23 protein-coding genes are annotated in these 25,151 nt (G+C 50.5%); 5 read left to right on the top strand and 18 right to left on the bottom strand.

What is annotated here, in order from left to right; genetic code table 11:
- From DEF47_RS01380 to DEF47_RS01350, 7 genes are all read right to left on the bottom strand, one after another.
- On the bottom strand, nucleotides 1-936 hold the full coding sequence (locus tag DEF47_RS01380) for a response regulator (RefSeq protein WP_012191639.1): 936 nt from the start codon (nucleotides 934-936) through the stop codon (nucleotides 1-3).
- Between the two features lie 38 nt (nucleotides 937-974).
- Complete coding sequence (locus tag DEF47_RS01375; RefSeq protein WP_012191640.1) at nucleotides 975-2,273, bottom strand: DapH/DapD/GlmU-related protein; 1,299 nt, start codon at nucleotides 2,271-2,273, stop codon at nucleotides 975-977.
- Nucleotides 2,274-2,437: 164 nt separating this feature from the next.
- Complete coding sequence (locus DEF47_RS01370) at nucleotides 2,438-3,088, bottom strand: hypothetical protein (RefSeq protein ID WP_012191641.1); 651 nt, start codon at nucleotides 3,086-3,088, stop codon at nucleotides 2,438-2,440.
- A 170-nt stretch (nucleotides 3,089-3,258) separates the two neighbouring features.
- Entirely contained in the window at nucleotides 3,259-6,117 is a 2,859-nt protein-coding gene (gene uvrA / locus DEF47_RS01365) for an excinuclease ABC subunit UvrA (protein WP_012191642.1), read from the bottom strand.
- 11 nt (nucleotides 6,118-6,128) lie between these two features.
- Complete coding sequence (locus tag DEF47_RS01360; protein WP_012191643.1) at nucleotides 6,129-7,418, bottom strand: cytochrome P450; 1,290 nt, start codon at nucleotides 7,416-7,418, stop codon at nucleotides 6,129-6,131.
- A 3-nt stretch (nucleotides 7,419-7,421) separates the two neighbouring features.
- Nucleotides 7,422-7,883, bottom strand: coding sequence for a hypothetical protein (locus tag DEF47_RS01355; protein ID WP_012191644.1), 462 nt, complete (start codon nucleotides 7,881-7,883; stop codon nucleotides 7,422-7,424).
- A 143-nt stretch (nucleotides 7,884-8,026) separates the two neighbouring features.
- Entirely contained in the window at nucleotides 8,027-8,449 is a 423-nt protein-coding gene (locus DEF47_RS01350; protein ID WP_012191645.1) for a PEP/pyruvate-binding domain-containing protein, read from the bottom strand.
- Nucleotides 8,450-8,769: 320 nt separating this feature from the next.
- Here DEF47_RS01350 and DEF47_RS01345 point away from each other — a divergent pair, with 320 nt between their 5' ends.
- From DEF47_RS01345 to DEF47_RS01330, 4 genes are all read left to right on the top strand, one after another.
- A complete protein-coding gene (locus DEF47_RS01345) occupies nucleotides 8,770-9,126 on the top strand; it encodes a hypothetical protein (protein ID WP_041304808.1) in 357 nt (118 codons plus the stop codon).
- A 217-nt stretch (nucleotides 9,127-9,343) separates the two neighbouring features.
- Nucleotides 9,344-9,745, top strand: coding sequence for a 6-carboxytetrahydropterin synthase QueD (queD, locus tag DEF47_RS01340; protein WP_012191647.1), 402 nt, complete (start codon nucleotides 9,344-9,346; stop codon nucleotides 9,743-9,745).
- A complete protein-coding gene (locus DEF47_RS01335) occupies nucleotides 9,742-10,434 on the top strand; it encodes a 7-carboxy-7-deazaguanine synthase QueE (RefSeq protein WP_012191648.1) in 693 nt (230 codons plus the stop codon). Before queD ends, DEF47_RS01335 begins: the two co-directional genes overlap by 4 nt.
- A 20-nt stretch (nucleotides 10,435-10,454) precedes the next feature.
- The gene (locus DEF47_RS01330) at nucleotides 10,455-12,083 is read left to right on the top strand and encodes a flippase (protein WP_012191649.1); all 1,629 of its coding nucleotides are present in this window, start codon (nucleotides 10,455-10,457) and stop codon (nucleotides 12,081-12,083) included.
- Here the strand turns inward: DEF47_RS01330 and DEF47_RS01325 are convergent.
- Genes DEF47_RS01325 through DEF47_RS01310 form a run of 4 tightly spaced genes read right to left on the bottom strand, consistent with a single transcriptional unit; the run spans nucleotide 12,075 to nucleotide 14,644 of the window.
- Nucleotides 12,075-12,428, bottom strand: a complete 354-nt coding sequence (locus DEF47_RS01325) for a cupin domain-containing protein (protein ID WP_287044924.1) — start codon at nucleotides 12,426-12,428, stop codon at nucleotides 12,075-12,077. The two genes, DEF47_RS01330 and DEF47_RS01325, sit on opposite strands and share 9 nt — an antisense overlap.
- Before the next feature lie 11 nt (nucleotides 12,429-12,439).
- The gene (locus DEF47_RS01320; RefSeq protein WP_012191651.1) at nucleotides 12,440-13,810 is read right to left on the bottom strand and encodes a peptidase MA family metallohydrolase; all 1,371 of its coding nucleotides are present in this window, start codon (nucleotides 13,808-13,810) and stop codon (nucleotides 12,440-12,442) included.
- A 37-nt stretch (nucleotides 13,811-13,847) separates the two neighbouring features.
- Nucleotides 13,848-14,246 carry a hypothetical protein gene (locus DEF47_RS01315; protein ID WP_012191652.1) on the bottom strand — a complete coding sequence of 133 codons (399 nt, stop codon included), beginning with the start codon at nucleotides 14,244-14,246 and terminating at the stop codon, nucleotides 13,848-13,850.
- Nucleotides 14,247-14,257: 11 nt separating this feature from the next.
- A complete protein-coding gene (locus DEF47_RS01310) occupies nucleotides 14,258-14,644 on the bottom strand; it encodes a hypothetical protein (protein WP_287044923.1) in 387 nt (128 codons plus the stop codon).
- 245 nt (nucleotides 14,645-14,889) lie between these two features.
- On the opposite strand from DEF47_RS01310, the gene DEF47_RS01305 reads away from it, so the two are divergent.
- Complete coding sequence (locus DEF47_RS01305; RefSeq protein ID WP_041304812.1) at nucleotides 14,890-15,102, top strand: hypothetical protein; 213 nt, start codon at nucleotides 14,890-14,892, stop codon at nucleotides 15,100-15,102.
- Nucleotides 15,103-15,543: 441 nt separating this feature from the next.
- On the opposite strand, the gene DEF47_RS01300 is transcribed toward DEF47_RS01305, so the two are convergent.
- From DEF47_RS01300 to argH, 7 genes are all read right to left on the bottom strand, one after another.
- Nucleotides 15,544-15,834 (bottom strand): hypothetical protein, encoded by a 291-nt coding sequence (locus DEF47_RS01300; RefSeq protein ID WP_012191656.1) that lies wholly within the window; start codon nucleotides 15,832-15,834, stop codon nucleotides 15,544-15,546.
- A 174-nt stretch (nucleotides 15,835-16,008) separates the two neighbouring features.
- Nucleotides 16,009-17,739, bottom strand: a complete 1,731-nt coding sequence (gene argS, locus DEF47_RS01295; protein ID WP_012191657.1) for an arginine--tRNA ligase — start codon at nucleotides 17,737-17,739, stop codon at nucleotides 16,009-16,011.
- A gap of 315 nt (nucleotides 17,740-18,054) precedes the next feature.
- Nucleotides 18,055-18,858, bottom strand: a complete 804-nt coding sequence (locus DEF47_RS01290; RefSeq protein ID WP_012191658.1) for a class I SAM-dependent methyltransferase — start codon at nucleotides 18,856-18,858, stop codon at nucleotides 18,055-18,057.
- A 113-nt stretch (nucleotides 18,859-18,971) separates the two neighbouring features.
- The gene (argS, locus tag DEF47_RS01285; RefSeq protein ID WP_012191659.1) at nucleotides 18,972-20,747 is read right to left on the bottom strand and encodes an arginine--tRNA ligase; all 1,776 of its coding nucleotides are present in this window, start codon (nucleotides 20,745-20,747) and stop codon (nucleotides 18,972-18,974) included.
- A gap of 297 nt (nucleotides 20,748-21,044) precedes the next feature.
- On the bottom strand, nucleotides 21,045-22,019 hold the full coding sequence (locus DEF47_RS01280) for a dienelactone hydrolase family protein (RefSeq protein ID WP_012191660.1): 975 nt from the start codon (nucleotides 22,017-22,019) through the stop codon (nucleotides 21,045-21,047).
- 424 nt (nucleotides 22,020-22,443) lie between these two features.
- Complete coding sequence (gene argF, locus DEF47_RS01275) at nucleotides 22,444-23,412, bottom strand: ornithine carbamoyltransferase (protein WP_012191661.1); 969 nt, start codon at nucleotides 23,410-23,412, stop codon at nucleotides 22,444-22,446.
- 50 nt (nucleotides 23,413-23,462) lie between these two features.
- Nucleotides 23,463-24,827: an argininosuccinate lyase gene (gene argH / locus DEF47_RS01270; protein ID WP_012191662.1), complete on the bottom strand. Its 1,365-nt coding sequence runs from the start codon at nucleotides 24,825-24,827 to the stop codon at nucleotides 23,463-23,465.
- Between the last annotated feature and the right edge of the window lie 324 nt (nucleotides 24,828-25,151).

The following is a 25,151-nucleotide window of genomic DNA, read 5'->3' as shown; positions in this document are numbered from 1 at the left end:
TTAGCGGCCAAATTTCACAGCGCTACGAACTGAACCATCTTGCAGGTTGGGCAATGGGCGCACACTTTCAGCCGTTTCGCTGAGTTCACGGATATCGTAGAATGGCCCATCGTTGCTATCGAGCACCCCGATTGAAACCGTCATCAGTGGTTCTTGGCGTTCAGTACCATCGGCATTTTTAGCCAAAATATAGCCACGTTTACGGTCGGGATAGCTATAGTGCAAGCCAATTTCTTGATCAAAGCGTTCAGCGATACGATCGACAATTGCTTTAGCGCGTTCAGGCATCGACGTAATCAAGAAATCTGGCCCTGTGACCAATTGACCGATGAACTCCTCTTGGCCACCCAACTCGCTGACGACTTCGTTGATCAACAATGCGCCAAACTTCAGCACATCCTCGCCGACGACCGAGCCATAGACTTGGGTAAAGGTATCGAAGCCATTGATATGCACGGTTGCCAGCGTCCAAACTTCGGCTGAGAGCAAACGGCGGAGTTCTTCGTTAATCAATTCGGCGGTTGGCAGGCCAGTCACCGGGTGGGTGCGGCTCTTTTCGCGAGCCAAGGCCAAGTTATTGCGCACCCGCATATGGACTTCTTCAATATCGAAGGGCTTGACGATATAGTCATTGGCTTGGACTTCACCGAGGCCAATGCCTTTATCGCTTTTTTCACCACGGGCGGTCAAGAAAATGATTGGAATATGCTTTGTACGGGCATTGGCACGCAGTGCTTTTCCAATATCATACCCGGTCATATCGGGCAAATTCACATCAAGCAAGGCCAAATGCGGCGGCGTGCGTTTCACAAGATCGAGCGCTACCTGCCCGCGCATCGCGGTCATCACTTCATAACCTTGCGAGGTGAAGTAAATTTTGAGCAAGCCAGAGATATCGGCTTGGTCTTCGACGACTAAGATGCGTTCTTTGCTCACAGTATCCTCCATCATCGCACGCCGCGTGCGATGCAGCGTTAATCACGGAATTGTTCTGCTGGGTACTCATCTGCGACGCGATCGTTAACTGGAACACGTTGAACGCGCGGATCGCGGTCGGGATAGAAAACTGGTGGGCGCGTATAAATACCACTCGAAACATTTTTAGGAATAACCGAATGGTCATCGCCATAAATCAAGACCGTGCCTGATTCAATATTACGGGCTGGGTAAATGACAAAGCCTGAGCCAATTTTACAATTATGGCCAATTGCCGAGCCAATAACTGGCAGACCAACTTCTTCCAAGCGCCCGCGATGGAGCGTCTTGATTGGCTTGCCCAGCAGATCGAAATCGGTACAGGTATTGCCAGCCCCGATAAAGGTATTACGGCCAACGACGCATAACTGCAAACAGGTATTTTGCGCCACCATCGAATTTTCCATCAAGACAGTCATGAACAGAGCAGCCCGGAATGGTAAATAACAACGATCACTGACTACGCTAAGCATCACTTGAGAGCCTTGCATAATCGTCACGTTATTACCGATCAAGCTATTCGTAATCACCACTCCAGCGCCAATATTCACGTTGTTACCGATCTCAGTTGGCCCTTGAATAATCGCCGAAGGATCGATTGAGCAGTTCTTGCCAATCTTGACCACCGGAGATGATGAAAGAAAGTGCTTACGTTCGATGAATGAACGAAAGCCAATCTTCAACTTCAAACGCCAACTTGCGGCAACTTCTTGCTCGAGCTTCCGACCCCATGCAAACACCCCGAGCGGAGAGTTTGTCATGAAAATATGGACCCAGCTTTCGATTGAACAAAACGCACGAATTGGCACCTGGAATACCAAATCCCCTTGGTTGGGCGCCATATAGCTTGGAATATGGTAGTAGCCCATCTCCATGGCATTGGTATCGATCACCAGCGGTTGTGGATTCGGGACAACGCCGCGAGGGAAATAGTAGAGGTCGGCGATAAAATGGTTGCCATGCTTGCGAATACCCTCTTGTAATCGCAAAGCATGGGCCGTAATCATCGCATCATCAGCAGCAAAAGCCACTTGGCAAGGTTGCCCAGTGGCGCGTGCCTCAGCGATAAACGTCTCAATGAAATCGCGGTTGAAATAGAGATTATCTTTATGCACCAAGAGTTCATCACTACTTGGTGAAATTTCAGACCAATCGTCTACTTCCGCAACACTTTGGCAGTGGCGTGCAAGCAGATCACGGTGTAGCAGCCACAGCGGCTTATTGAGAATCCGCAAATCACGCGCTGGTTCTCCAAAGGGAGCGATAAGCGTAGGATCGCGGAGAACAATCCGTTTCATAACGAGTCCCTGCAGCTCAAGACGTTTCGACCACCGAAACCACCTGGTATCTACCATGTACTATACTCGCATTTGCACGAATATGGGAATCTAGCAGATTACAGTTGGATGTCTGTGAGCGTCCTGCTCGTCGCCAGCGCACAGATTGGCAGACTTACATCGTCCTAATCTATTGGCTCCTTGTCAATGGCAAACGCACAATATGGATCGCCATTGCGTGGACTTGCAACTTGTTCGACCTTGAAGTTATGACCGCCGGTCACCCACGTCAAGGCTTCTTCGATAATCCCTTGCGCCAAATAGAAGATCGGGGTGCTATTGCCGCGTCCCCAGAACACTGGCGATTTATCAATGTAATAGAGGAAACGACCTTTTTGATCTTCCACCCGACTCGGCTGATCGCTGAAGCGGTCGAAAGTTTGTGCTACCGCATTCAACACGATCTTCATTTTCATGGTCATGGGCATCAGTTTGAGCGCAAGGTCGGCCATCCCCAATAGTGGGCCAAATTCTTTCAACCCAAGACTGAACGCATACCGTCCGGCCCGCAGTTCCATCCCACGCGCACCCCGTGGACCGAACATTGTTTCGGTGGCTTCGCTGATCGTTGCCAGATCAAAGAACGAAAATTCGCGTTTCAAGTCGTTGGGCGGATAGTTATTGACGAGGTGTTTCATCCCTGCCATATTTAGCAGCGCATTGACCCCCGTGCGGCCCATAACATCTTCCAAACTGAGAAGATACAATCGTGCGATTTTATTGGGGTAGAACAGGCGCTCAAGCTCGTCAGACGTATTGGTGCGCTCTTCTGCCATGAGTAACTCCTTGCACTATGCTGTGAGCTTCGCAGTGGGGCAACACGGCGTGGTTCGGAACGTGGCCCGGCCAGCACGCACATTGTACATTAAGGCTATACCTTCGTCAACACAATGTGCCTTTATAATGCCCCAAATTCACAGTTGCTGTTCACGCTTTGGGCATACCGTCAAGCTAACACGGTTTGAAGGAAGCGGCCAGTCCATGAAGCTTGATTCATAGCGACTACTTCCGGCGTACCAGCCACTACCAGCCGGCCACCAGTGTCCCCACCTTCCGGCCCTAAATCGATCACCCAATCGGCGGTCTTGATCAGGTCGAGATGATGTTCGATCACCACAACGCTGTTTCCTGTATCAACCAATCGTTGCAATATCGCAATTAACCGTTCGACATCCGTCCAATATAATCCGGTGGTTGGTTCATCAAGGATGTACAGGGTTCGGCCTGTTCCTCGACGCGCTAGCTCTGCCGCCAGTTTTACCCGTTGCGCTTCGCCTCCCGAAAGAGTCGCCGCTGGCTGCCCTAACGTCAAATAGCTTAACCCGACCTCAACCAAACTCTCTAGTTTTCGCGCCAAAGCCGGTAGCCGTTCAAAAACGCTTAAGGCTTGGCCTACGGTCATGGCGAGCACATCAGCAATGGTATACCCACGATAGCGAATATCAAGGGTTTCTCGATTATAACGCAACCCGCCGCATGCGTCGCAGGTCACCGCTAGATCTGGCAGAAATTGCATGGCAATCGATACCACACCTTCGCCGCGACATTGTTCGCACCGCCCTCCCTTAAGATTAAAGGAAAATCGACTGGCTCCATAGCCCCGCGCTTTGGCTTCAGGTGTCCCAGCAAACAATTGACGCAATGCGTCGAAAATACCGGTGTAGGTGGCAGCGTTGGAACGACCTGAGCGCCCCAGTGACGTTTGATCAACTGCAATCACTTTTTCAAGTTGATCATAGCCTTCAAGGCTTCGATGTCGGCCCACTGGCAGGCGGCTTCCATGCAGTTCGTTGGCCAGCCGTGGGTAGAGAATCTCATGAATAAGTGTCGATTTCCCCGAACCTGATACTCCCGTAATCGCAACCAAACATCCCAATGGAATCGCTACATCCAGATCTTTGAGATTATGCTGTTTGGCTCCACGTAGCATTAGTGTAGCATGGGTTGGCTTTCGCCGTGTTTGAGGCAGGCTTAGCTGCCGTTGCCCAGCTACATACTGGCCTGTTTGGGAATTGGGCTGAGCTATCAGTTGCTCAAGCGTGCCGCTGGCCATAATATAGCCACCTTGCACGCCCGCTGTCGGCCCAACTTCAACCACCCAATCAGCAGCAGCAATAATCGCTGGATCATGCTCGACTACTAAAACTGAATTGCGAAGGTCGCGTAGTTGCAATAATGTCTGTAATAAACGCTCAGTATCGCGTGGATGCAAGCCAATCGATGGCTCATCCAAGACATACAAGACCCCTGATAATCCAGCTCCAATATGGGTGGCCAATTGAATCCGTTGAGCCTCGCCGCCCGATAGGCTCTCAGCAGTTCGCGCCAAACTCAAATAGTCTAGGCCAACTTCGCGCAAGAACTGTAAACGCAAGCACATTTCACGCACAATCGGCGCTGCAATCTGTTGCTCACGCTCGCGCCGCAATTTGTTGGGTAGTTCACTAACCCAAGCAAAACTAGCCTCAATCGACATTGCTGTAACTTGATCGATTGCTAGCCCCTGTAGTGTAACTGCCCGCGCCTCTGGTCGCAAGCGCGAACCTTCACAGGCCGAACAAATGGTGCCTTGGCGATAGATGCTGAGGCTTTCGCGCTGTTGTTCGCTTGCTTGTTGCCAATGTTGACGCAACCAACCGAGCAAACCTGACCAGTTGGCGAGCTGTTGGCGTAGCTTTTTGCTTAAATGTAGTTGATCATCGCTTGGAATTGTGCCTTCTAGCCATAAATCTAACGCCCAGCTAGCCATTGTGTCAACAGGCTGTTCGAGATCGCTGCCCAAAGCTTCAGCTAAACCTTGGATGGTTTCTTCCCAATATTGTTGGTAGGTCGTGGTGCTGGCGCGAAGTGGATTCGAAAGCAGTTCGCCAAGGGTTTGCGCTGCCTGAGATTGTAACAGGTTCCGGTCGAAATCATCAACTGTGCCTAATCCATCGCAAATCGGGCAAGCACCATGTGGGCTATTAAATGAAAAGCTGCGTGGTTCGATCGCGCCGCTGGCCAATGGCCCATGTTCAGGGCATGCAGCATGTTCGCTGTAACGCAGCTGTTGACCATCAAGCGGCTGAACCCAGACCATTCCCGCGCCAGTTTTCAAGGCTGTTTCAACCGAATCGCTCACCCGTACCCGATCCGGATGGTCATTCAAGCTCACGGCCTCGCTGTGGCGAATAATCAGCCGATCGACCACCACATCTATGCTATGGGCTTGACGATGATCCAACTCAATTGGTTCATCAAGATCAACAATTGCGCCATCAACCCGTACCCGCACAAAGCCAGCCCGTCGCGTTTGCTCAAGCACCGTGGCATGCGAACCAAGTTCTTCATTCACCAAGGGCGCTAAAATCATCAGGCGTGTGCCGTCAGGATAACCCAAAATCTGATCGACGATTTGGCTAGCAGTTTGTTGCTCAATCGCACGGCCACAGACTGGGCAATGCGGTTTGCCAATCCGCGCATACAACAAGCGCAAATGATCATAAATTTCGGTGATTGTGCCAACGGTTGAGCGCGGCGAACGGTTGATCGTTTGTTGGGCGACGGCAATTGCTGGCGCTAGACCACGAATGCTATCCACTTCAGGTCGGGGCAATTGACCCAAAAATTGGCGGGCATAGCTCGAAAGCGATTCAACATAGCGACGCTGGCCTTCAGCATAAATCGTATCAAAGGCGAGTGTTGATTTGCCAGCCCCCGATGGGCCGGTGAATACCACCAATTTGCCTTTGGGAATGGCTAAATCAATATTTTTGAGATTATGCTGGCGTGCGCCAACAATCTGAATCGAATCAATTTCGGCCATAACCGCTTCCTCTAAAACCGCTGAATTGTGATCAGGCCACCTGAACGCGGCTGATTGGTTGGCAACCAGACAGGCCGTAAATCTTGGTTAGGCACAAGTTGCCATTGATAATTGGCGAGCAATTCGCGTAACACTAGGCGCATTTCAATTTGAGCCAACGCCAAACCAATGCAAATCCGTGGCCCGCCGCCAAAGCCAACCAAACTATAGGCTTGTTTGCCTTCGTTACAAGGCGCTGCAAAGCGATTGGGATTGAACTGAGTAGGATTATGCCACAGACTTGGCATCTGGTGGGTATAGACTGATGAATACATCGCCAGCCAGCCCTGCGGCACATGATAGCCAGCATATTCAAAAGCTTCAACAACTCCGCGAAAACCACCAGGCGCTGGCGGATGTAACCGCTCAGCCTCACGCAGCACATGATCGAGCAAACTATGGTGATTAGTACTTAATTCTTGACGCAAACGTTGCAGGATTTCGGGGTGTTGCGCCAATTCAATACAAATCCAAGTCAGCAACGAGGCAACGGTATCGTGGCCAGCCCATAACAACAATAATAATTCGCTAATTAATTCATCATCAGGGCGATTTGGCTCAGCTTGGAGCATCAAACTTAAGCTATCCAAGGCATCAGCTGCTATGTTCAAACGGCGGAGTTCAATTAAATAACTTAAGGTTTGGCGCAACCGCTCGCCAGATTTTTGCGCCCGAAAATAAGGTGTTGCTGGAATTGGATAGGGCAACGGGGTAAACAAACCAGCGGTAAACGCCGCAAAATCATGATGCAAAGCCTCGGCAATTGGGGCTGGCGTGCGGCCACAAACCACGAGCAATGCCACGTCAAACGCCAACGTTTGCAAGCGTTCCAACAAACAAATCGGTTCAGCATCGGGCCAGGTTTGCAATTGTTGCCGAATCAGGTGTTGAATTTGTGGTTGCAGTTGCTGAAGGGCGGCATGGGCAAAAGCAGGTTTGAGCAAGCTACGTTGCTGATCGTGCTGATGACCATCAGTCAACGATAAACCACCACCCATGAGCCGCAACATAGCCCGGCCCCAGCCAGCTCGCCACGAAAAATACTGTAAACCTTGGCTCAGCATAAAGCGATTGCCTGCTGGCTCCAATAAAACGACACAAGGCCGACCCAAAAGATGGGTCGACCAAATCGGGCCATAGCGTTGGGCGCGTGCTTGGGCAAATTGCAATGGGTCAGCGGCCCACTCGCGAATCTCGCCAATCACGGGCGCACCAAACGAGCCAGGCGGACAGCCAGCCTGAGGAGCTAAACGCCGTTTCACCTGTTAGCGCATCAATTTCAAGCCAAAGCGTCCAGCCAAGCCTAACACAACCAAACTCACACCCAGCCACAACCAAGTATTTGAGCTTTGTGGGCTGCTGGTTACTGGTAAAGCAACAGGCACAGGCTTGACCACGCCAGTATCAGGCAAGGTCACCGGTGGCACTGGCGTAGCAGTCGCCGGAATTGGCGTGGCAGTTGGCAAGGCAGTTGCGGTTGGTTCAACGGTTGCCGTTGGTAAAGCAGTTGCGGTTGGCTCAAGAGTTGGCTCAGCCGTGGCACCTGGAACTGATGTTACTGGTGCCCGAGTTGCCGTGGGCAACGGTGTTTCTGTCGGCGGCGGCGTGGGCGTTAACGTTGGGCGTGGTGGTTGAGCCAGGCTACTAGCAGCAGCAGGCTGGAGCAAGACCAAACTAAGCACTCCTAGCAAGGCGGCAGCAAACAAGCCAGAGAAACGACGAAACATAAGCAACCTCTCGACAAAACTGATTCTGCTAAGTTAGGGTTCAGGTGGGTATAAGGCTATTATACCAGTTTGAACGCCCAAATTCTGATTAATATTCGGGTGTTTTGCAAAGAGCCTAGCCTTGGCAAAATCTTGCACTAGGCCTAACCACGACTAGGAATAATCACCACAGCAATTTGCACATCATCTGGGTTAATCGCATGGTCACGATACAATTTACGGGCAGCCTCGCTGGTCGCCGATTGCCAGCAACGTTCTGCCGCCAACACAATTTTGTCGATGCCCTGAATTGCCGAAAAGCGAGCAAAGGCGGTGGCAGCTTCGGCTGGAGCAGTGCCCGCAAATGCTGGCGAGGCGATCAGATCAACTTTTTCAACCGCCAATTGGGCATAGGCTTGGGCAATTTCGGCTTCAACATCGGGGGTGATTTCGCCATGCGGCGCAGTATGGTACACCTTGGTATTCAGCACAAAACCCGGGGTTGTGCCAGCTAAATCGCGGGCAACTAAACCAACCAAGGCTGGCTCAACAGTAGCAGCCTGATCAAGAGCAATCAGAAAATTCACAACACGCCTCCATCAGCGGTTAATCACAATAGTCAAAGGGTATTATAACAATCGTTAAGTAGAGGGGTTAGTGATCAGAGGCCAGTTTTCAGAATTTAGATTGATCCACGAAGGACACGAAGAGCTTGGCTATAGGCTTTTGGCTGGCAATTCCTGTGAAATACCAAGCATTATTACAAGAGCCAATAGCCCATAGCCACCCATCCGCTACGCCGCTACGTTACAGCCGTCAATCAGCCTAGATAACCATGATTTCTTCTGCTATGCTACCGATACGATCGTTTTGGATTCACTCGTTAGAGGTATTGATGAGCTATCAGATGCCAAATAATCCACAAGGCAACGCGCGAATCAGAAAGATCATGCTGATTATTTTTAGCTGTTTATGCGTTCTTTCGATTCCTATAATTTTCTTTGCCTATCAAACATCCAAGGCGCTTGATGATTTTTATTTTGGCACAAGATCGAATGCTGTTAATAGTAGTTGGCAGATTCTTAGCATAGGCAGTTTGGGTAGCTTAGCATTGGCGGCATTTTTCTGGTCACGCTCTATTAAAAAGCAGTGGCAAGAATCCAAACGTAAATACAATCTGATTCTATTCCTCCAACTAGTCAGCCTAAGCTGTATGACCTTGAGTATTTGGAATTTGCTCTATCTCTTTATCTATGTTTTGTAACCACAAAGAACACGAAGATCGCTAAGCTTCGTTGATTAATTGCTCAGCATTTAGCAGTAATCCAGACATTTGATTCTTCGTGTTCTTCGCGTCCTTCGTGGTTAAATATGTTCTATGTTCTTTGCTCTATGTTCTACTTGCCCCGTCCCCATGGTACAATAGCCATGTGCGTCAACCGTTGGCGCTTTTTTTGACATTTAAACACCTAGTAGATGATATGTACGCGATTCTTACCAAACAATTTCGCTTCGAAGCAGCCCATCAACTCCCCAATCATCGCGGCAAATGTGCGCGGTTACATGGCCATTCCTATTTATTAGAGGTCAGTGTGCGTGGGCTGATTCAGCCCACTCGTGGTCAAAGCGATGATGGCATGGTGATTGATTTAGAACAAATTAAGCAGTTGGTCAACGAAATTATTATTGCTCGCGTTGATCACTATAATCTTAACGATTTTTTGAGTGTGCCCAGCACCGCCGAAAATATCGCCCATTGGATGTGGGATCAGCTTGAACAGCAAGCGCCTGAATTTGCCGCCTTGCTATGGAGAATCCGGCTGTGGGAGACTGCCAGTGGCTATGTTGAAATTAGCCGTGCCGAACGCGAGGCCCAGCCATGAATGTGATGGAAGTTTATCGCTCAGTCCAAGGTGAAGGCACCTTGATGGGTGTGCCAACCACGTTTGTACGCTTTTTTGCCTGCAATTTGCGCTGTAGCTGGTGCGATACCAAATATTCATGGAGCGTCAAAGAGGGCGGTAAATGGGAAGATTTGCCAATTGCGACCCTCGCGCAGCGCATTGCCGACCAAGGAGCACGCCATGTCGTATTAACTGGCGGCGAGCCAATGTTGCAGCGCGAATTGCCAGCCTTGGCTCAAACCCTTCGAGCTGCTGGCCATCATCTCACAGTTGAAACTAATAGCACCCTCTTTCGCCCCGAACTGGTTGAGTTGATCAATCTCTGGAGCTTATCGCCAAAATTGGCCGGAGCCAACACCGGCATGTTGCGGCTCGAACCGTTACGCCAATTTATGCAATTGCCAGCCGAACAGCAACAATGGAAATTTGTGATCACTGGCGAGAGCGATTTAGCTCAATTGCATCAATTTGTCAGTGAACATCAGGCTTTTGCCGAGGCTCAATTGCCAATTATTTGGCAGCCAGAAGGTCGCTGGGCCGAGCGCGATTATGCTCATGCTCTCGAATGGCTGGCCGAACGTGCTCAATTGCCTGAATGGCGACCGTTCAATGTGCGCGTGCTGCCGCAAATGCATGTGCTGATTTGGGGCCAAAAACGGCTTGTCTAATGCTTCCAAGGGAGTTCTGTGTGGCACTACAATTCCTAAGCCTACCAACAGTTTCATTGCGAAGCTGGGTTTTGGTAGGCTTATTCAGTTTGGGGCTGGTAGGCTTATTGGGCTTAACCTTGGCAGGCATTCGCCGTTGGAGCAAGCCACGCCAAGCAACTGACGACCATTTGAGCACGATTGGCCGCAACACTAGTATTCCCTTTGCTCTACAAATGGCCAGTCGCATGCTTGATTTGGTCTTTGCGATGATTCTTTATCGCTTTTTGGCTGCCGAAACCGTTGGAGCCTACGACTTTGCGGCAGTGATTGTCGTCAATTATTTTGGCACAATTGCCGATTGGGGCTTAACGGTTTTGGCAACGCACGAAATTGTGCGCCAGCCAAGCCAAGCGCCCCAAACATTTCGCACAACGCTCTGGCTCCGTTTGCGTTTTGCAATTTTAGCCTTGCCAATTGCCGTGATTTTTGTGCTGATCTACAACGGCTTGGCGCAGGCTGAGATTACGGCGGTTGGCCTGACCAGTCAGCAAATTACGGTGATCACAATTTTGATGCTGACCTTGTTTCCGGCGGCACTTTCGGCCAGCGTCACCGCTTGGTTGCAAGGCCACGAGCGCTTGGTCGCGGCTGCGGTCGTCAATCTTTTGACCAATATTGGGAGTGCAGCATTTCGCTTAACTGCCTTGATTTTGGGCTTTGGCATTATTGGGATTGCTAGCGGAGCCTTGGCGGGAGCATTGCTCAGCGCCCTCTTATTTTGGCTGGCGATGCGGCGTTTCTTCCCCGAAGTAGCGTGGTTTGGCCCAACCTTACCCGCCAAACCCTTGCTCAAAGAGGGCTACCCGCTCTTGCTCAATAGTTTGTTGATGACGATCTTTTTTCGTTTCGACACCATTTTGTTGAGCGCCTTCCACGGCTTTGTGGTCTCGGCAACCTATGGCGTAGCCTATAAACTGATTAATTTCACCCAAATTGTGCCGCCAATTGTGGTTAACGCGATTTTCCCGACGCTAATTCGCCGTTCCGGCGATGATCGAGCTGGAATGAGTCGGGCTTATGCTGGCACATTGCGTATGTTGCTGAATTTAGCGTTTGGCATCGCCGTTGTGGCTACAATTATCGCTGTGCCACTAACCACATGGCTCGCCGATCGGCCTGAATATTTGCCAGGCAGCGTCTATGCCTTGATGATTACGATTTGGTATTTACCAGGCAGCTATCTGAATGGCCTGACTCAATATGTGATTATCGCGCTGGGCAAGAAACAGGCAATTACTAAGGCTTTTGGTTTAACTGCAATGGTCAATTTGGGCTTGAATATTTGGTTGATTCCACGCTATAGCTATTTTGCCGCCGCCGCAATCACGATTGTTTCTGAGCTTGTGTTATTTTTGCCGCTCTGGCTGGTACTACGCCGCGAACAGATTAACATCAACTTGGCGAGTTTATTTTGGCGGCCTGCGCTGGCAGCATTGCTGGCTGGTGGTATCGGCTGGTTGTTGCTCAGCATCAATGTGTATTTGGCAGGAGTCGTAACCGGATTAATCTATGGCGCTGGCTTATGGTTCAGCGGCAGCATCGGCCAAACAGAACGCGAATTGGCTGCGCGGATGTTTAAAAAGTTACGCCCCCAAGCATCAAGCTGATTCTAGCGGCGCTAGCACTCGATCACCATGGCTATTTGGTTGCGAAATCAGCAAAAAATGCAGCTCATCTGGGCCTTGATTGCTCAATTGATGGGCTGCTCCAACCGGAATCGCCAACGAATCGCCTGCTTGAAGCTGGTGAATTATGCCATCAACTTCAAGTGTCGCAACCCCTTGCAACACATAAAACACTTGGTCGGCATATTCGTGGTAATGGCGCACCTCGGCTTTGCCAACGGGCACACGCTCTTGAATCAGCGTGAACGCCGCTGATTTATGTAAAAACCAGCCGTCGCAGCCATCGCCCCAAACATAATGTTCAGCATTTTTGAGATTAATCATCATCAGCATGCTCTCTACAGCGGCAACATCCGCTTGCGCATAGCTCGTCGCCGATCAATATTCCACGCTAAACCCAACCCAACCACCACAATCAAGCCAATTCCCACAATTTTTAGCCGTAGATTAAGCGATTCAAGCAACTGAGCGGCTTGGCTGCGCCCATTATTATCGCCAAGCTGGCTAAATAAATTAGCAGCTTGCTCAATATTATTACGCGCAGCAACTATGCGAATTCCATTCAAATCGCGGCGGGCGGTTTCGAGTAGTTGCTGGGCTTTGAGGCCTTGGTCAGCGCGTTGTAGGTAATCATTCAGCAGCTTTTGGCGATCAATTCGCGCCAAATCAGCAAATAATGGCAACGCTTGTTCGATCGCGGTTTTGGCCTCAGCATAACGGCCTTCCAATAGCGCCACGCGGGCGGCGGCAGCAGCATCTTCGGCTCGCACGCCTTTGCGAGCTTGTTCGCGCAGCGCCGCAATCGCCGGATCATCCTTGATCGTCAGGGCGGTTTCGGCGGCAGTCAAGGCCTCGCTATAACGTCCAGCAGCCAGAGCTGTTTCGATGCTCGCTTGATCGAAGGCGACACTCGGCGCTTGCTTCCAACCACCATCGATCCAGGTTGGCAGTTGAGCCAGCCATTCACTTTCAAGGCTTTCGGCACTAAGACTATAGGCTTGGCTGAGGGCTGAACGATAGCCACTAGCCGTGCGCAACGCCTCTAAAAAAGCCAAAAATCGTGCCATACCATAACGCTGAATCAAAAATGAGACCATCGACCAGCTTTGTGGATAGCCCAGTTCTGGATTATCGTAGACTGCGCCAGCACTATCTAATAAGCGCCAGGTCGCAAGCGCGTTATTCTCGAGGGCTTGTTTGAGCAAGGCAATTTTATAGCCGCTTTGGCTGGTTGGCACTTCAACATATTGGGCAATGCCTTCCTGCCACATCGTACTTAATCGGCCATCGGAAAGCTCGGCAGCAATGATATGCATTAATTCATGGCGCACATTATTGCGTAATTCTTCATCGCTCATGCCTACAGTTTGCTGCACAGCAATGCTAATTTCGCGTCGCCCAGTGTGGGCATGAGCCACGATGCCTTCCAGCCAACGGGCCGCCGGGTTTACCTGTTGATAGAGTTCTTTGGTAGGGTAGATGCGCAGCGTCAAGGGTGGGGCAGGTCGATAGCCAACGACCGCCGTAACTTCCTCGTAGATCGCGTCGCTATAGCCAGCATAGCGCTCGGCTTCGGCTTCGCTGCCTTGGGGATACAAAATAGAAATATAGGTAGTTTTGCGTTCAAGCCATTGAGGAAGATTGGTTTGAGCAGCCACAGGATGCGGCCAGAGCAGCAGAATGATCAGCAAACATAACAATCGGCGCATCGGTAAATCCCTTTCCTATGCGCCAATTGTACCATGGCTACCACGCGCCACTCGAATCGCCACCACCTGAGCTTGATGAACTATTATTCGGAGCCAGCGACTCTAAATCGATAAAATCGGGATCAATCGGATTCCAATGCACATTCGGCAAATGGACTGGCGGATCTTGATAGGTATTGTAGCGCCAACGTGGCTTTTTACGCGGAATGGTGGGATCATGGGCACGCCGCGGCTCTAAGCGAGCTTGTAATGAGCGTGGGCGAAAAAAGATAATCCAAATCACATAACTTGACAACAAAAACCCAGGCACGATCACTATTGCCAACAAAAAACTAAGCGTAGTAAAGGGCAAGAGCAACTGCATACTGATCAAGGCTAGTGAACTAAGCCAAACGATCACGGTTGGTTTATGTGGAGCAAGTTTTTGTAAAATCATGTTAAATCCTCTCACCACGAGCCACTTGAATCGCCACTGTTACTATCCGATGAACTACTCGAATCGCTTGACCAAGAGCCAGCCGAATCGCCACTTGAGGACGAATCATAGGTTGATTGTGAATAATCGTAGCTTGCCGACCACGCCGAATCATTACTCGAACTTGCATAGGAGGCAGCCGTGGATTGATCGTTACTGGCTGAATTATTGAGCGAATGTTGGGCTTGATCCGGTTGGATTTGGCTCGAATACACTTTATTACGTTTGTTGTGTTGTGCTTTAGCCCGACGTTTGGCTTTATTGCTTTTAGGGTTCGGCGCTGAATAGGGATAGGATTGATGGATTCGGCGTTGCTTAGTTTTGGCTGGCCGCACCGATCGAAGACGACCGAGCAACATTATACTGAGCAAAGACAGCACGAGTGCCAAGCTAAGGCCGATTACTATCATAAATCCATTCATCGCGTATTACCAAGAACCGCTTGAATCGCCGCTGAAACTATCCGAGCTAGACGAACTACTCGAATCGCTTGACCATGAGCCGCCCGAATCGCCGCTTGACCATGAGCTACCAGAATCGTTGTTCGACCAGGAACCGCTATCAAAGCTGGATGAACTATCCCAACCTGAATTATTGGAGTCCCATGATTGAGCAACGTGCATGCCTGCTGCGATACCAATCCCAGCCGCGAGATCATCGGAATCAAAGTGATGCTGCTGGTGATGCTGCAACGATGGATGCTGATGCAATGACGGGTGCATATGGCGCTGATGAAACGAAGCATGATGTCGGCGATTATGCCGACGATTCGAATACACATTCGATTGGTAGCGATTGGGATTTCTGGCATTTTTGATAATATGCCAAAACACAAAGCCAAATATCGAAAATACGAAAAGAAAAAACACTAGTGTAAAGATCGACATGATCGTTGATACTATTTCAAATGAGTCCATCGAATTTCTCTCCTTGCTCGTCGATTGCTAATCGCTGGAATCGCCGCCGCTATCCGATGAACCGCCGGAATCGCCCCAAGAACCACTGGAATCGCCGCTATTGCTATCGGAACTCCAATGCGAATCGTTGCTAGAGCTATAATCATCGCTCGAACTCGAGCCCCAGTAAACACCAGAGCTATGTGAATGTGATCGTGAGCCAGATTGCTTTTTTACTACCCAGAAAATGAGCAATCCAACCAAGGCAATAATCGGAATACAACAGCAAATGCCACTAATATCAAACGAAAAGTGCATACCTACTCCTCTCGTTAATAATTACAATGCCAATTTAGTAATTCCTAATCGTCATCATAATCATCATCGTAATCGTCGTCGTGACCGTGGCGATGACCATAGTAGTGTTTCTTCTTATGCTTTGGGCGATAGTGATTGTAATCGTGTGATTGATAATATTGGTTGCGTGACGGATAGTGATGCTTCGAGCCTTTGAAGCGATAGGCAAATTGGTTATAGAGGCCTTTAAGATTACGGGTGCGTAAGACCTTTTTGGCAACAAATGCCGCAATTACCAAGCCTACGATAAGCACAACGGCACAAAGTACCAACCCAAGTAGCAGAACTTTGATCATGATGACACTCCTTTGTTGTCGTGGCTCTCGCGCTTCTCTACGTGAGTTTGCCATAAACGTTGCAATTGAACAATAAGGAGCAGTTTAATCGCCGAAGCACGGAGGAGAGGTGCAGTTTCCCCCTCTCCTCACGTGTGGGAGAGGGGGAAAAGGGGAGCGAGGGAAATCTGCCAATTACATCCGCTCGGGGGCGGCAATGGAGAGTAGACCTAAACCGTTGCGCAAGGCTTGGGCGGTGGCAGCAACCAATTGGCCCCGTGCGGCTCGCAGCGCTAAAGTTTCAGCTTTCAAAACCGAGCAGCTATCGTAGAACACCGCAAAAGCTTTGGCCGTCGCATACAGCCAATCGGAAACCACGAATGGCGCATAACGCTCAGCTGCATCCACAATTACCTGCGGCAAGCGGGCTAGCTCTTTCAACAACGCTTGCTCAGCCGAATGAGTCAGCACCCGCCCATCGTAGTTTTGGGGAATGCGCCCGAAATCACGCAAAATTGAGCAGCAACGGGCATGCATATATTGTAAATAGGTTGAACTATTGCCATCGAAGGCCAACATGCGCTCCCAATCGACCACCACATCGTGGGCTGGATCGTGCTGTAAATTGTGATAAATGACTGCACCAACCCCAACTTGCTCAGCAATTTCATTGATTTCTGTGCTCGAAAAGGGGATTTTCGATTCAAGCGCTTTTTGTTTGATCAAGGCTTTGGCGCGGGTGCAGGCTTCATCCAACAATGGCTCCAGATAAATCATGGTGCTAAATCGTGCGCCACTGGGCGAGCGCCGTTCTGGGCCTAGAATCATGCCACACGCCACATGGGACAGATCGGCTTTGGTGTAGCCAAGGGTTTTGCTGATGGTAAAGGCTTGGCGAAAATGCAATTCTTGCGCTTGCTTAACCACATAAATAATTTTAGTGGGTTGGTATAGCTCCTCGCGATATTTAATTGCGGCAATATCACGAGTAATATACAAACTACTGCCGTCCGAGCGATTAAGCAACAAAGTTGGTAATGCTTTGCCCTGTTCATCGAGCAAATCCTTGACGACCGCCACATGACCATCGAGTTGGGCAATTTGGTAATGCAAAGCTTCTTTGATGACCACTTGGGCTTCGCGAGCATAAAAACTCTCGCAATGTTGCACATCAAAGGCCACGCCCAAACGGCGATAATTGGCTTGGTTGGCAGTTAAACTCAAATCAACAAGCTGCTGTAAAAGCTTGATCGCTTGCGGCTCGCCCTTGGTCAGTTTGCTAGCCCAAGCCTGAGCTAAATCGTGCACTTGATCATCGGCATGATATTGTTGGGTTTGTTGCTCCAACGAAGCTAACATGCTTTCGCCATTGCCATTGCGATGTTGAAAGTGCTGCATGGCTGCCAACGAAATGCCCAATTGAGGATCGTAATCGCCCCAATGGTTCATGCGAATCACGTGGTAGCCCAAGGCACGGTAAATATTAACAATCGCTTGTCCAATCATGGTTGAGCGAATGTGATCGACGCGCATGCGTTTGGCAATATTGGGCGACGAATAATCGACCACAACCGCTTGGTTTTGGCCTTTGGTGCTACGGCCATACTCGGCTTTGCGTTGGCTAATATCGTGCAACACCGATTGGGCAAAGGTAACCGGATTGAGCGAAAAGTTGACATACGCGCCCAAGGCCGAGGCTTTTAACACGAGGCTCTCAGGAGTAAATTTAAGCGCATTTGCTAGAGTCTGAGCAAATTGGGCCGGATTAATTCCGCGCAGTTTGGCCACCCGAAAACATGGCAGGGCGAGGTCTGCCTGCACGCCGCTGGCTTTGGGGGCAACTAAATCGATCAAGTCGGCAGGTATTAACGTGGTGTCAAGCAATGCATCACGAATGGCTTGCTCAAAACGAGCAAAAGTGTCCATTTCAGGCTCCAAATCAGTCTAGCAAATTTAGGTCGTATCGACTCCATATCCTAACATAATGTTGGCAATTCGTAAGTCCTAAATTGGTCGGGCAAAAGACGGATTTTAAAATCAAAAGGCAGAAGTCAAAAGGCAAAAGTATAGAGGGATCAGGATTCAGCGATCAGGGACTAGATGTTAACGCAGAGGTGCAAAGCAACTATGGCGATTAGCACTCGGCTATCGCAGCCTCGTTGATAGGAACACCAGCAATCCAACAGCCCAAAGCCGATAGTCGATCGCCATATATTCAAATTCTGCGCGAATTGAGCGAATCTAACGAATGCCAATTCGCACATGGTAGCTGAAATACCACGGAATTGGCTGCTTGCCAATCAGCTCGTGGGCTACTTGCCTGAGCCGATCAAACCCAATTTCCTGCTCAGTAACCGTGCCATGCTTGAGCTGATGGCTGTATCCACTACTCAAGATCAGGCCAATAAAACGATTCGCATCGCCATATTCGCAATGATGGAGCACTAATTCTTGGGTATGTTGAAATACTCTACTCTGCTGCATGCGCTCAAGATGTTGCTCTTTGGCCCAACCTGGGCGTTCCGCTGGTGTACCACGAGTTGCAATTAGGTGCTCAAACCGCCGATCAACCTCTTGAAAAATCTGATCAATTTCCCAATGAATGGTTGGTGGCCAGCTATAATCATAAGCTGCAAACACACCGCCAGGTCGAAGAATGCGAGCAATTTCAGCCAGCGTTGCCGTTGGTTCCATCCAGTGAAAGGCTTGAGCACAGGTAACAATATCCACACTGTTAGATTCAAAACCCGTTTGGTGTGCTACTCCATCTTGGTAGCTGATAGTTGTAGATGAAGTAAGGGTCGCAAGATTTTGGATTGCCACACTGCGCATTGGCTCACTTGGCTCAATTCCAATGACTTGTGCTGCCCGTTCGTTCCAGATCGTCGTTGAGCGACCCGTACCACACCCCAAATCAACCACGAGTTCGGGGCATGGAATATGGATCAACTGCGTCAGAATATCGATCAAGACCAAGGGTGGTGTCGGGCGCGTTTGATCATAACGCTTAGCTTCACCAACCCATACTGCGCTAGAATCAGTCATAGAGTTGGTCCTTATGATCCATCGAATATATGATGATTAGCTGTAGGCTTTGGGCTATCGACGATTGGTAGGTACACCAATAAGCCGATAGCCCAAAGCCTACAGCCACGTTTTTACATGCGTTCAGGAGCAGCAATTGAGAGCAACGCTAAACCATTGCGGAGCGCTTGGGCGGTGGCGGCAACTACATGACCACGTGCAACCCGTAACTCTGGCGTTTCGGCTTTGAGCACTGAACAGGCATCGTAGAAAGCCGAGAAGGCCCGCGCCGTGGCATACAGCCAATCGGCGACCACGAACGGCGCATACCGTGCCGCTGCTTCTTCAATAATTTGTGGCAAACGGGCAAGCTCTTTCAACAAGCCAGTTTCAGCTGAATGGCTCAACAAACTGCCATCGTAGCTAGCGGGTAATTTGCCAAAATCGCGCAGAATCGAGCAGCAACGAGCATGCATATATTGCAAATAGGGCGAGCTATTGCCCTCGAATGCCAACATGCGATCCCAATCGACGGTGATATTGCGCTTGGTATCTTGGTACAAATCGTTGTACATCACCGCGCCAACCCCAACTTGCTCGGCAACTTGATCGATCAATTCGGCGGTAAGTTGAGTTTTGCCTTCAGCCATTTTTTGTTCAATCAAGGCTTTGGCGCGATTACGGGCTTCATCCAGCAAGGTTTCGAGATAGATCATATTGCCCTTGCGGGTTGAAAGTGGCTGGCCCTTGGCATCAAACACCGTACCAAACGAAATATGAATCAACTCGGCATCGGTGTAGCCCAAGGCCTTGCTGATGGCAAAGGTTTGGCGGAAGTGCAATTCTTGTGGCTGACCCACAATGTAAATCATCGCATCGGGATTGTAAGTTTGCTCACGATATTTGATGGTGGCAATATCGCGGGTCATGTAGAGCGTGCCGCCATCCGAGCGCTGAATCAAAAAGGTTGGTAATTTTTTGCCGCGATGGTCGGGTAAATCTTTGACAATAATAGCATTGCCATCACGTTCTGCCAGCTCACTCTCGCCAGCATCGCTGATGATTTCGGCCAACATATCTTTGTAAAAACTTTCGCCATGTTGCAGATCGAAATGCACGCCCAAACGATCATAATTGGGCTGATTGGCAGTTTTGGTCAAATCAACCATCCATTGCCAAATTTCAACTGCTTGGGGATCGCCCTGTTCTAATTTCAACGACCAAGCGCGGGCTTCATCATCCAAGCCAGCATCTGAATCAGGGTCATACTCGGTATCTTCGGCAACTGCGCCCTTCATCAACAAATTATAGCGTTTGTATTGTTCTTCAATCGCTGCGAGCACGGCCTCACCTTCGCCTTCGGGCTTGCCAAAACGCAAGGTGGCGGCAATATTGACCCCGAATTGTTTGCCATAATCGCCTAAGTGATTATCGCGAATCACTTCGTAGCCCAAGCGTTGGTAGAGATTGGCAATCGCTTGGCCGATGATCGTTGAGCGAATATGACCAACGTGCATACGCTTGGCAATATTGGGCGATGAATATTCGACAATTACTTTGCGATTGTTGCCCTTGGTGCTACTGCCATAGGTTGCGCCGCCAGCCTGAATATCGGCCAAAACGGCTTTAGCAAAGGTTTGAGGGTTGAGATTGAAATTAACATAGGGGCCAGAAATAGTCGCACTGGCAACCAAACTATCGGGGGCAAATTGCAGCGCGGCAACTAATTCTTGGGCAACTTGAGCAGGGGTGCTGCCACGGCTTTTGGCAGCACGAAAACAAGGCAAGGCTAAATCGGCCTGTACGCCAGCAGCTTTGGGTGCGCCTAAATCAATATCGGCGGCGCTAATTAAATTGGTGGCAAGCAAGGCCTCGCGAATGGCTTGCTCGAAGCGAGCAAAGGTATACATTATTAAAACTCCAATTGGTTAATTGTAATGGTTGATTCGGTTGGCAATGAATCGCCTTCCCTCACCCCCTAGCCCCCTCTCCCGCACGCGAGGCGAGGGGGAATCGCCACTCGTACTCCCCTCTCCCGCTCCGTGGGAGAGGGGTTGGGGTGAGGGAATACCAGCGTTTTTTAAGGTCATAAACCATTACAGTTAATATCTAGCGGCAGTATAGCCGAAAAGCCTTATTTTAGCCGATCAAAAAGCACCCATCGTCGTCGATGAGTGCGAGCAGAAAAAGCTGCTGGATGCTATCGACTAGACCAAATATTGCTTAAACCAAGCCAGCGTTTCAGCCCACGCCGCTTGGGCAGCCTCTGCATTATACCGCTGTCCAGTATCATTATGAAAAGCGTGATTGACCCCAGGATAAATTTCTTTGCGATAGACTTTGTTGTTTTGTTGCATTGCTGCTTCAACCTCAGCTACCGTGCTGGTAATTCGATCATCCTGTTCGGCGTAAATTGCCAAAACTGGGGCATTGATTTTGGGAATTTCGCTGCTTGGCACTGGTGGGCCGTAAAATGGCACGGCGGCTTTTAATTCGGGCATGCCCGCCGCAACCAACCAGGTAACCCCACCACCAAAGCAAAACCCAACCATGCCAATGTTGCTGGTGTCGGCAAACGACTGGGTTTTGAGATACTCGACTCCGGCCTTGAAATCGGCTACATGGCGCTCGGGTGGTGCACCGCTGAGCAAGCCAGGCACACTATCAGCGTCGGTAATGCTGGCCGTGCCGCCTTCACGCGAGAGCAAATCGACAGCTAAGCCAATATAGCCAGCCTTGGCGACCCGTCGCGCAACATCTTGAATGTGCGGCGTAAGCCCACGGTTTTCGTGGCAAACCAACACAACTGGAAATGCACCATCACCAACCGGCTGCGCCAGATAGGCCATTAACTGACCGTCGCCGCCAGCAAACTCCACCATTGCCGCTTTGATCGCTGGATCATTTTCGGCCACGCTGTTGGGCACGCTGCCGCCTGTACTGGCGGTGGTTGGCGTGGCTTCAGTTGCAGCGGCAGTCGTGGCAGTTGGCGCGGTAGTTGGGTTGGGGGCACTGGTTGCCGTTGCAGGCGTAGCAGGATCGCCACAGGCTGCCAACAACTGGGTTGCTACCACTAGTCCCGTAATACCTGCGATTTTCTTCAAGGCCTGCCGCCGACTAATCAGCCCTTCTTGATAATCCTCGACGAACTCATCGACCAGATACTGTTGTAAATGATTCATCGTTCATCCTCACATGAATTTCAGTCCATAGCTCAGTCTACGCCTGGTTTGGCCTTAACGGATGGCTTGAAAAATGAGGATTTATTAATTTCATTTACTATTTATACATCATCACTCCTCTTCACTCGCGCCTTCGCGCTCTTTGCGTCCTTCGCGGTTCCATATGCCTGAACCCTAGCCCCTGACAACTGATGCCTGATTATTTCACCACCCTTCCGTCCCTCCGCCGGAGGGAGACGCAAGGGGTTTTCATCCCCCTGCACCCCCTAAAGGACGATTGGTGGTAAACAGCGGTTTTTTGATGAACTTAGCAATAGATGATTCCCGATCCCCGTCCCCCAATAACCGATCCTCATCTCTCCCTTTCATATCCTTCGTGGTTCCGTCCGCCTGAACCCTAACCCCTGACAACCGATCCCTCAGCTTAGGCCGCTAGGCGCTTGGTGCGGCGTAAGGCTAAGCCAGCGATGGTTGCAACCAAAACGGCTTTGTGGGTATGCAAGCGATTTTCAGCTTGATCAAACACAATCGAACGTTCGCCATCGGCAATATCAGCGCTAATTTCTTCGCCGCGATGCATTGGCAAACAGTGCATAACTTTGGCTCCAGCCCGCGCTGCGGCTAAAAGCTCAGCATTAATTTGAAATGGTTGTAAGGCTTCCAAATGACCTTCGGCCACGACTTGACCCATACTGACCCAGACATCGGTATACAACACATCGGCATCTTTTACGGCTTCCAAGGGATCATTGGTGATAATGATTTTGGTGCCATTGGCAGCGGCTTGCAGGCGAGCTTGGGCCAACAAATGCTGATCAACATTGGCCACAAATGGCGTGCCGATCGCAAAATCCATACCCAAGCGTGGGGCAAGCTCAAGCAACGAATTGGAAACATTATTGGGATCGCCGAGATAGACTAATTTTACGCCTTGGCAGCTGCCAAAATGCTCGCGAATGGTCAGGGCATCGGCAAGTGCTTGCACTGGATGCAGCCAATCGGAAAGCCCGTTGATCACTGGCACATCGGCTGCCTGAGCCAACTCGACCAACGTTGCATGATCATTGACCCGTGCCATAATCGCATCGCACATGCGGCTCAGTACCCGAGCAGTGTCGCCAATCGTCTCACCGCGGCCAATTTGGGTATCACGTGGGCTGAGGTAGATGCCATGCCCGCCGAGTTGAACCATCGCCGATTCAAAGCCAACGCGGGTGCGGGTTGAGGGCTTTTCGAAAATCATCGCCAAGGTGCGGTTGGCCAAAAGAGGGTGAGCTTTGCGGCGTTGTTGGCGTAGTTTGAGTTCGGCGGCAGTTTCCAGCACGTCGAATAATTCAGTGTCGTTCCAATCCGCCAAGGCCAGTAAATCGCGACCAAGAAGTGGGTGTGTCATTGGGAAGCCTCCGTTTGATTAACGGCAGGGCGAGGGTGCTAGCAGCCACCTCAACCTTCTGCTAAAACGTGTTGAGCAGCAATCAGTTGGTCGCGCACGGCGTTGGGCGCTGTTCCACCAGGTACGTCGCGCATGGCGACGGAACGAGCAAAATCGAATAAACCAGCAACATCGGTCAGGCTTGGGTGGGCGGCTACGAAGCTTTCGGCAGGCAATTGGCGCATGCCAACCCCACGTTGTTCGGCTTCGCGCACCAAACGCCCAGCAATATGATGCGCCTCGCGGAATGGCACTCCCCGGCGTACCAATTCATCGGCTACATCGGTTGCCAGCATTGCATCATCAAGCGCCGATTCCATGCGTTCGGTGTTGAAACGAGCGGTACGAATTGCACCTGCAACCACTGGTAACGTCAGGCTTAATGTATCGATCGCATCGAATAAGGGCGCTTTATCTTCTTGTAAATCTTTGTCGTAGGCCGATGGCAGGCCTTTGAGCAAGGTCAAAACGGTAATTAAATTGCCGATCAAACGGCCAGATTTGCCACGAGCCAACTCCAACGAATCAGGGTTTTTCTTCTGCGGCATTAAACTTGAGCCAGTTGAATAGGCATCGTCTAGCGCGACAAAACCCCATTCCGAGCTGCTCCAGATGATCCAATCCTCGGCGAGCTGGCTAATGTGGACACCCAACAGCGCGATTGCCGCCAAAATTTCGACAATATAATCGCGATCACTGGTAGCATCGAGGCTATTTTGGCTGATGCTGGTAAAGCCTAATTCGGCTGCCAGTGCCGCCCGATCAACCGCGAAGGCTGTACCAGCCAGTGCGCCTGAGCCTAACGGCAGTACGCTGACGCGCTTGGTTGCATCGTGCAAGCGTTGGCGATCGCGATCTAAACGCCAAAAATGGGCTAAAAGTGCGTGCGATAACAAGACTGGCTGCGCCCGTTGCAGGTGGGTATAGCCAGGTAACATTGCTTCGCCAACCGCTTTGGCTTGTTCCAGCAAGGCCGCTTGCACATCACGAATAAGATCATCGGCCAATTTGAGTGCGCCCAATGTCCACAAACGGGTATCGGTCGCCACTTGATCGTTGCGGGAGCGGCCAGTATGCAATTTGCCCGCCAAGGCTCCGATAAAATCACCCAAGCGGCGTTCGACCGCCGTGTGAATATCTTCGTCGCTGGTTAATGGCAAAAACAGGCCTTCTTCAAACTCTTGATAGACTTGGCGCAAGCCTGCGATCAGTTCTTGGCATTCGGCGGCTTGCAAAATGCCAGCGCGTTCTAAGCCATTGGCCCAAGCAATTGAGCCGCGAATATCCTCGGCCCATAAGCGCCGATCGATTGGAAACGAATCGTTGAATAAGCGCATATGCTCAGCCAACGAGCCACTAAATCGTCCACCCCACATGGTTTGGTTACCTCGTTATTTGGATGTCGGTAGCTGGGGATTGGGGATCGGTAAGGCTATAGGCTTTTGTTGATCTTCCAACGAAATTCCACTAGCCTATAGCTGTAATGGTTTATACGGTTCGCAGTGAATTTCGCCCCCTCACCCCCAGCCCCTCTCCCACTGCGGCGGGCGAGGGGATCACTCCGAGCGCGGTTCCCCCTCGCCTCGCGGGCGGGCTAGGGGCTAGGGGGTGAGGGCATGCAAGCCGTTGTTAATGCTATAACCATTACACATAGCCTATAGCCTACTCATCTCTGTGCCTCTGGGTTAAAACTCCCGATC

The sequence above is a fragment of the Herpetosiphon sp. genome, assembly GCF_003512625.1.
Classification (GTDB): Bacteria; Chloroflexota; Chloroflexia; order Chloroflexales; family Herpetosiphonaceae; genus Herpetosiphon; species Herpetosiphon aurantiacus.
The sequence above is the reverse complement of the archived record's forward strand: the minus strand, read 5'-3'. Positions and strand labels throughout refer to the sequence as shown.

Bases quoted from the DNA above. Each gene is read 5' to 3' on its own strand.
- DEF47_RS01335 (WP_012191648.1), top strand. From the start codon at position 9,742: ATGAATGTGATGGAAGTTTATCGCTCAGTCCAAGGTGAAGGCACCTTG.
- DEF47_RS01345 (WP_041304808.1), top strand. From the start codon at position 8,770: ATGCCAAATAATCCACAAGGCAACGCGCGAATCAGAAAGATCATGCTG.
- uvrA (WP_012191642.1), bottom strand. From the start codon at position 6,117: ATGGCCGAAATTGATTCGATTCAGATTGTTGGCGCACGCCAGCATAAT.
- DEF47_RS01325 (WP_287044924.1), bottom strand. From the start codon at position 12,428: ATGATGATTAATCTCAAAAATGCTGAACATTATGTTTGGGGCGATGGC.
- argH (WP_012191662.1), bottom strand. From the start codon at position 24,827: ATGTGGGGTGGACGATTTAGTGGCTCGTTGGCTGAGCATATGCGCTTA.
- DEF47_RS01355 (WP_012191644.1), bottom strand. From the start codon at position 7,883: ATGTTTCGTCGTTTCTCTGGCTTGTTTGCTGCCGCCTTGCTAGGAGTG.
- argS (WP_012191657.1), bottom strand. From the start codon at position 17,739: ATGGACACTTTTGCTCGTTTTGAGCAAGCCATTCGTGATGCATTGCTT.
- DEF47_RS01290 (WP_012191658.1), bottom strand. From the start codon at position 18,858: ATGACTGATTCTAGCGCAGTATGGGTTGGTGAAGCTAAGCGTTATGAT.
- queD (WP_012191647.1), top strand. From the start codon at position 9,344: ATGTACGCGATTCTTACCAAACAATTTCGCTTCGAAGCAGCCCATCAA.
- DEF47_RS01375 (WP_012191640.1), bottom strand. From the start codon at position 2,273: ATGAAACGGATTGTTCTCCGCGATCCTACGCTTATCGCTCCCTTTGGA.
- DEF47_RS01310 (WP_287044923.1), bottom strand. From the start codon at position 14,644: ATGTTGCTCGGTCGTCTTCGATCGGTGCGGCCAGCCAAAACTAAGCAA.
- DEF47_RS01300 (WP_012191656.1), bottom strand. From the start codon at position 15,834: ATGATCAAAGTTCTGCTACTTGGGTTGGTACTTTGTGCCGTTGTGCTT.
- argS (WP_012191659.1), bottom strand. From the start codon at position 20,747: ATGTATACCTTTGCTCGCTTCGAGCAAGCCATTCGCGAGGCCTTGCTT.
- argF (WP_012191661.1), bottom strand. From the start codon at position 23,412: ATGACACACCCACTTCTTGGTCGCGATTTACTGGCCTTGGCGGATTGG.
- DEF47_RS01315 (WP_012191652.1), bottom strand. From the start codon at position 14,246: ATGATTTTACAAAAACTTGCTCCACATAAACCAACCGTGATCGTTTGG.
- DEF47_RS01280 (WP_012191660.1), bottom strand. From the start codon at position 22,019: ATGAATCATTTACAACAGTATCTGGTCGATGAGTTCGTCGAGGATTAT.
- DEF47_RS01305 (WP_041304812.1), top strand. From the start codon at position 14,890: ATGATTGAGCAACGTGCATGCCTGCTGCGATACCAATCCCAGCCGCGA.
- DEF47_RS01320 (WP_012191651.1), bottom strand. From the start codon at position 13,810: ATGCGCCGATTGTTATGTTTGCTGATCATTCTGCTGCTCTGGCCGCAT.
- DEF47_RS01370 (WP_012191641.1), bottom strand. From the start codon at position 3,088: ATGGCAGAAGAGCGCACCAATACGTCTGACGAGCTTGAGCGCCTGTTC.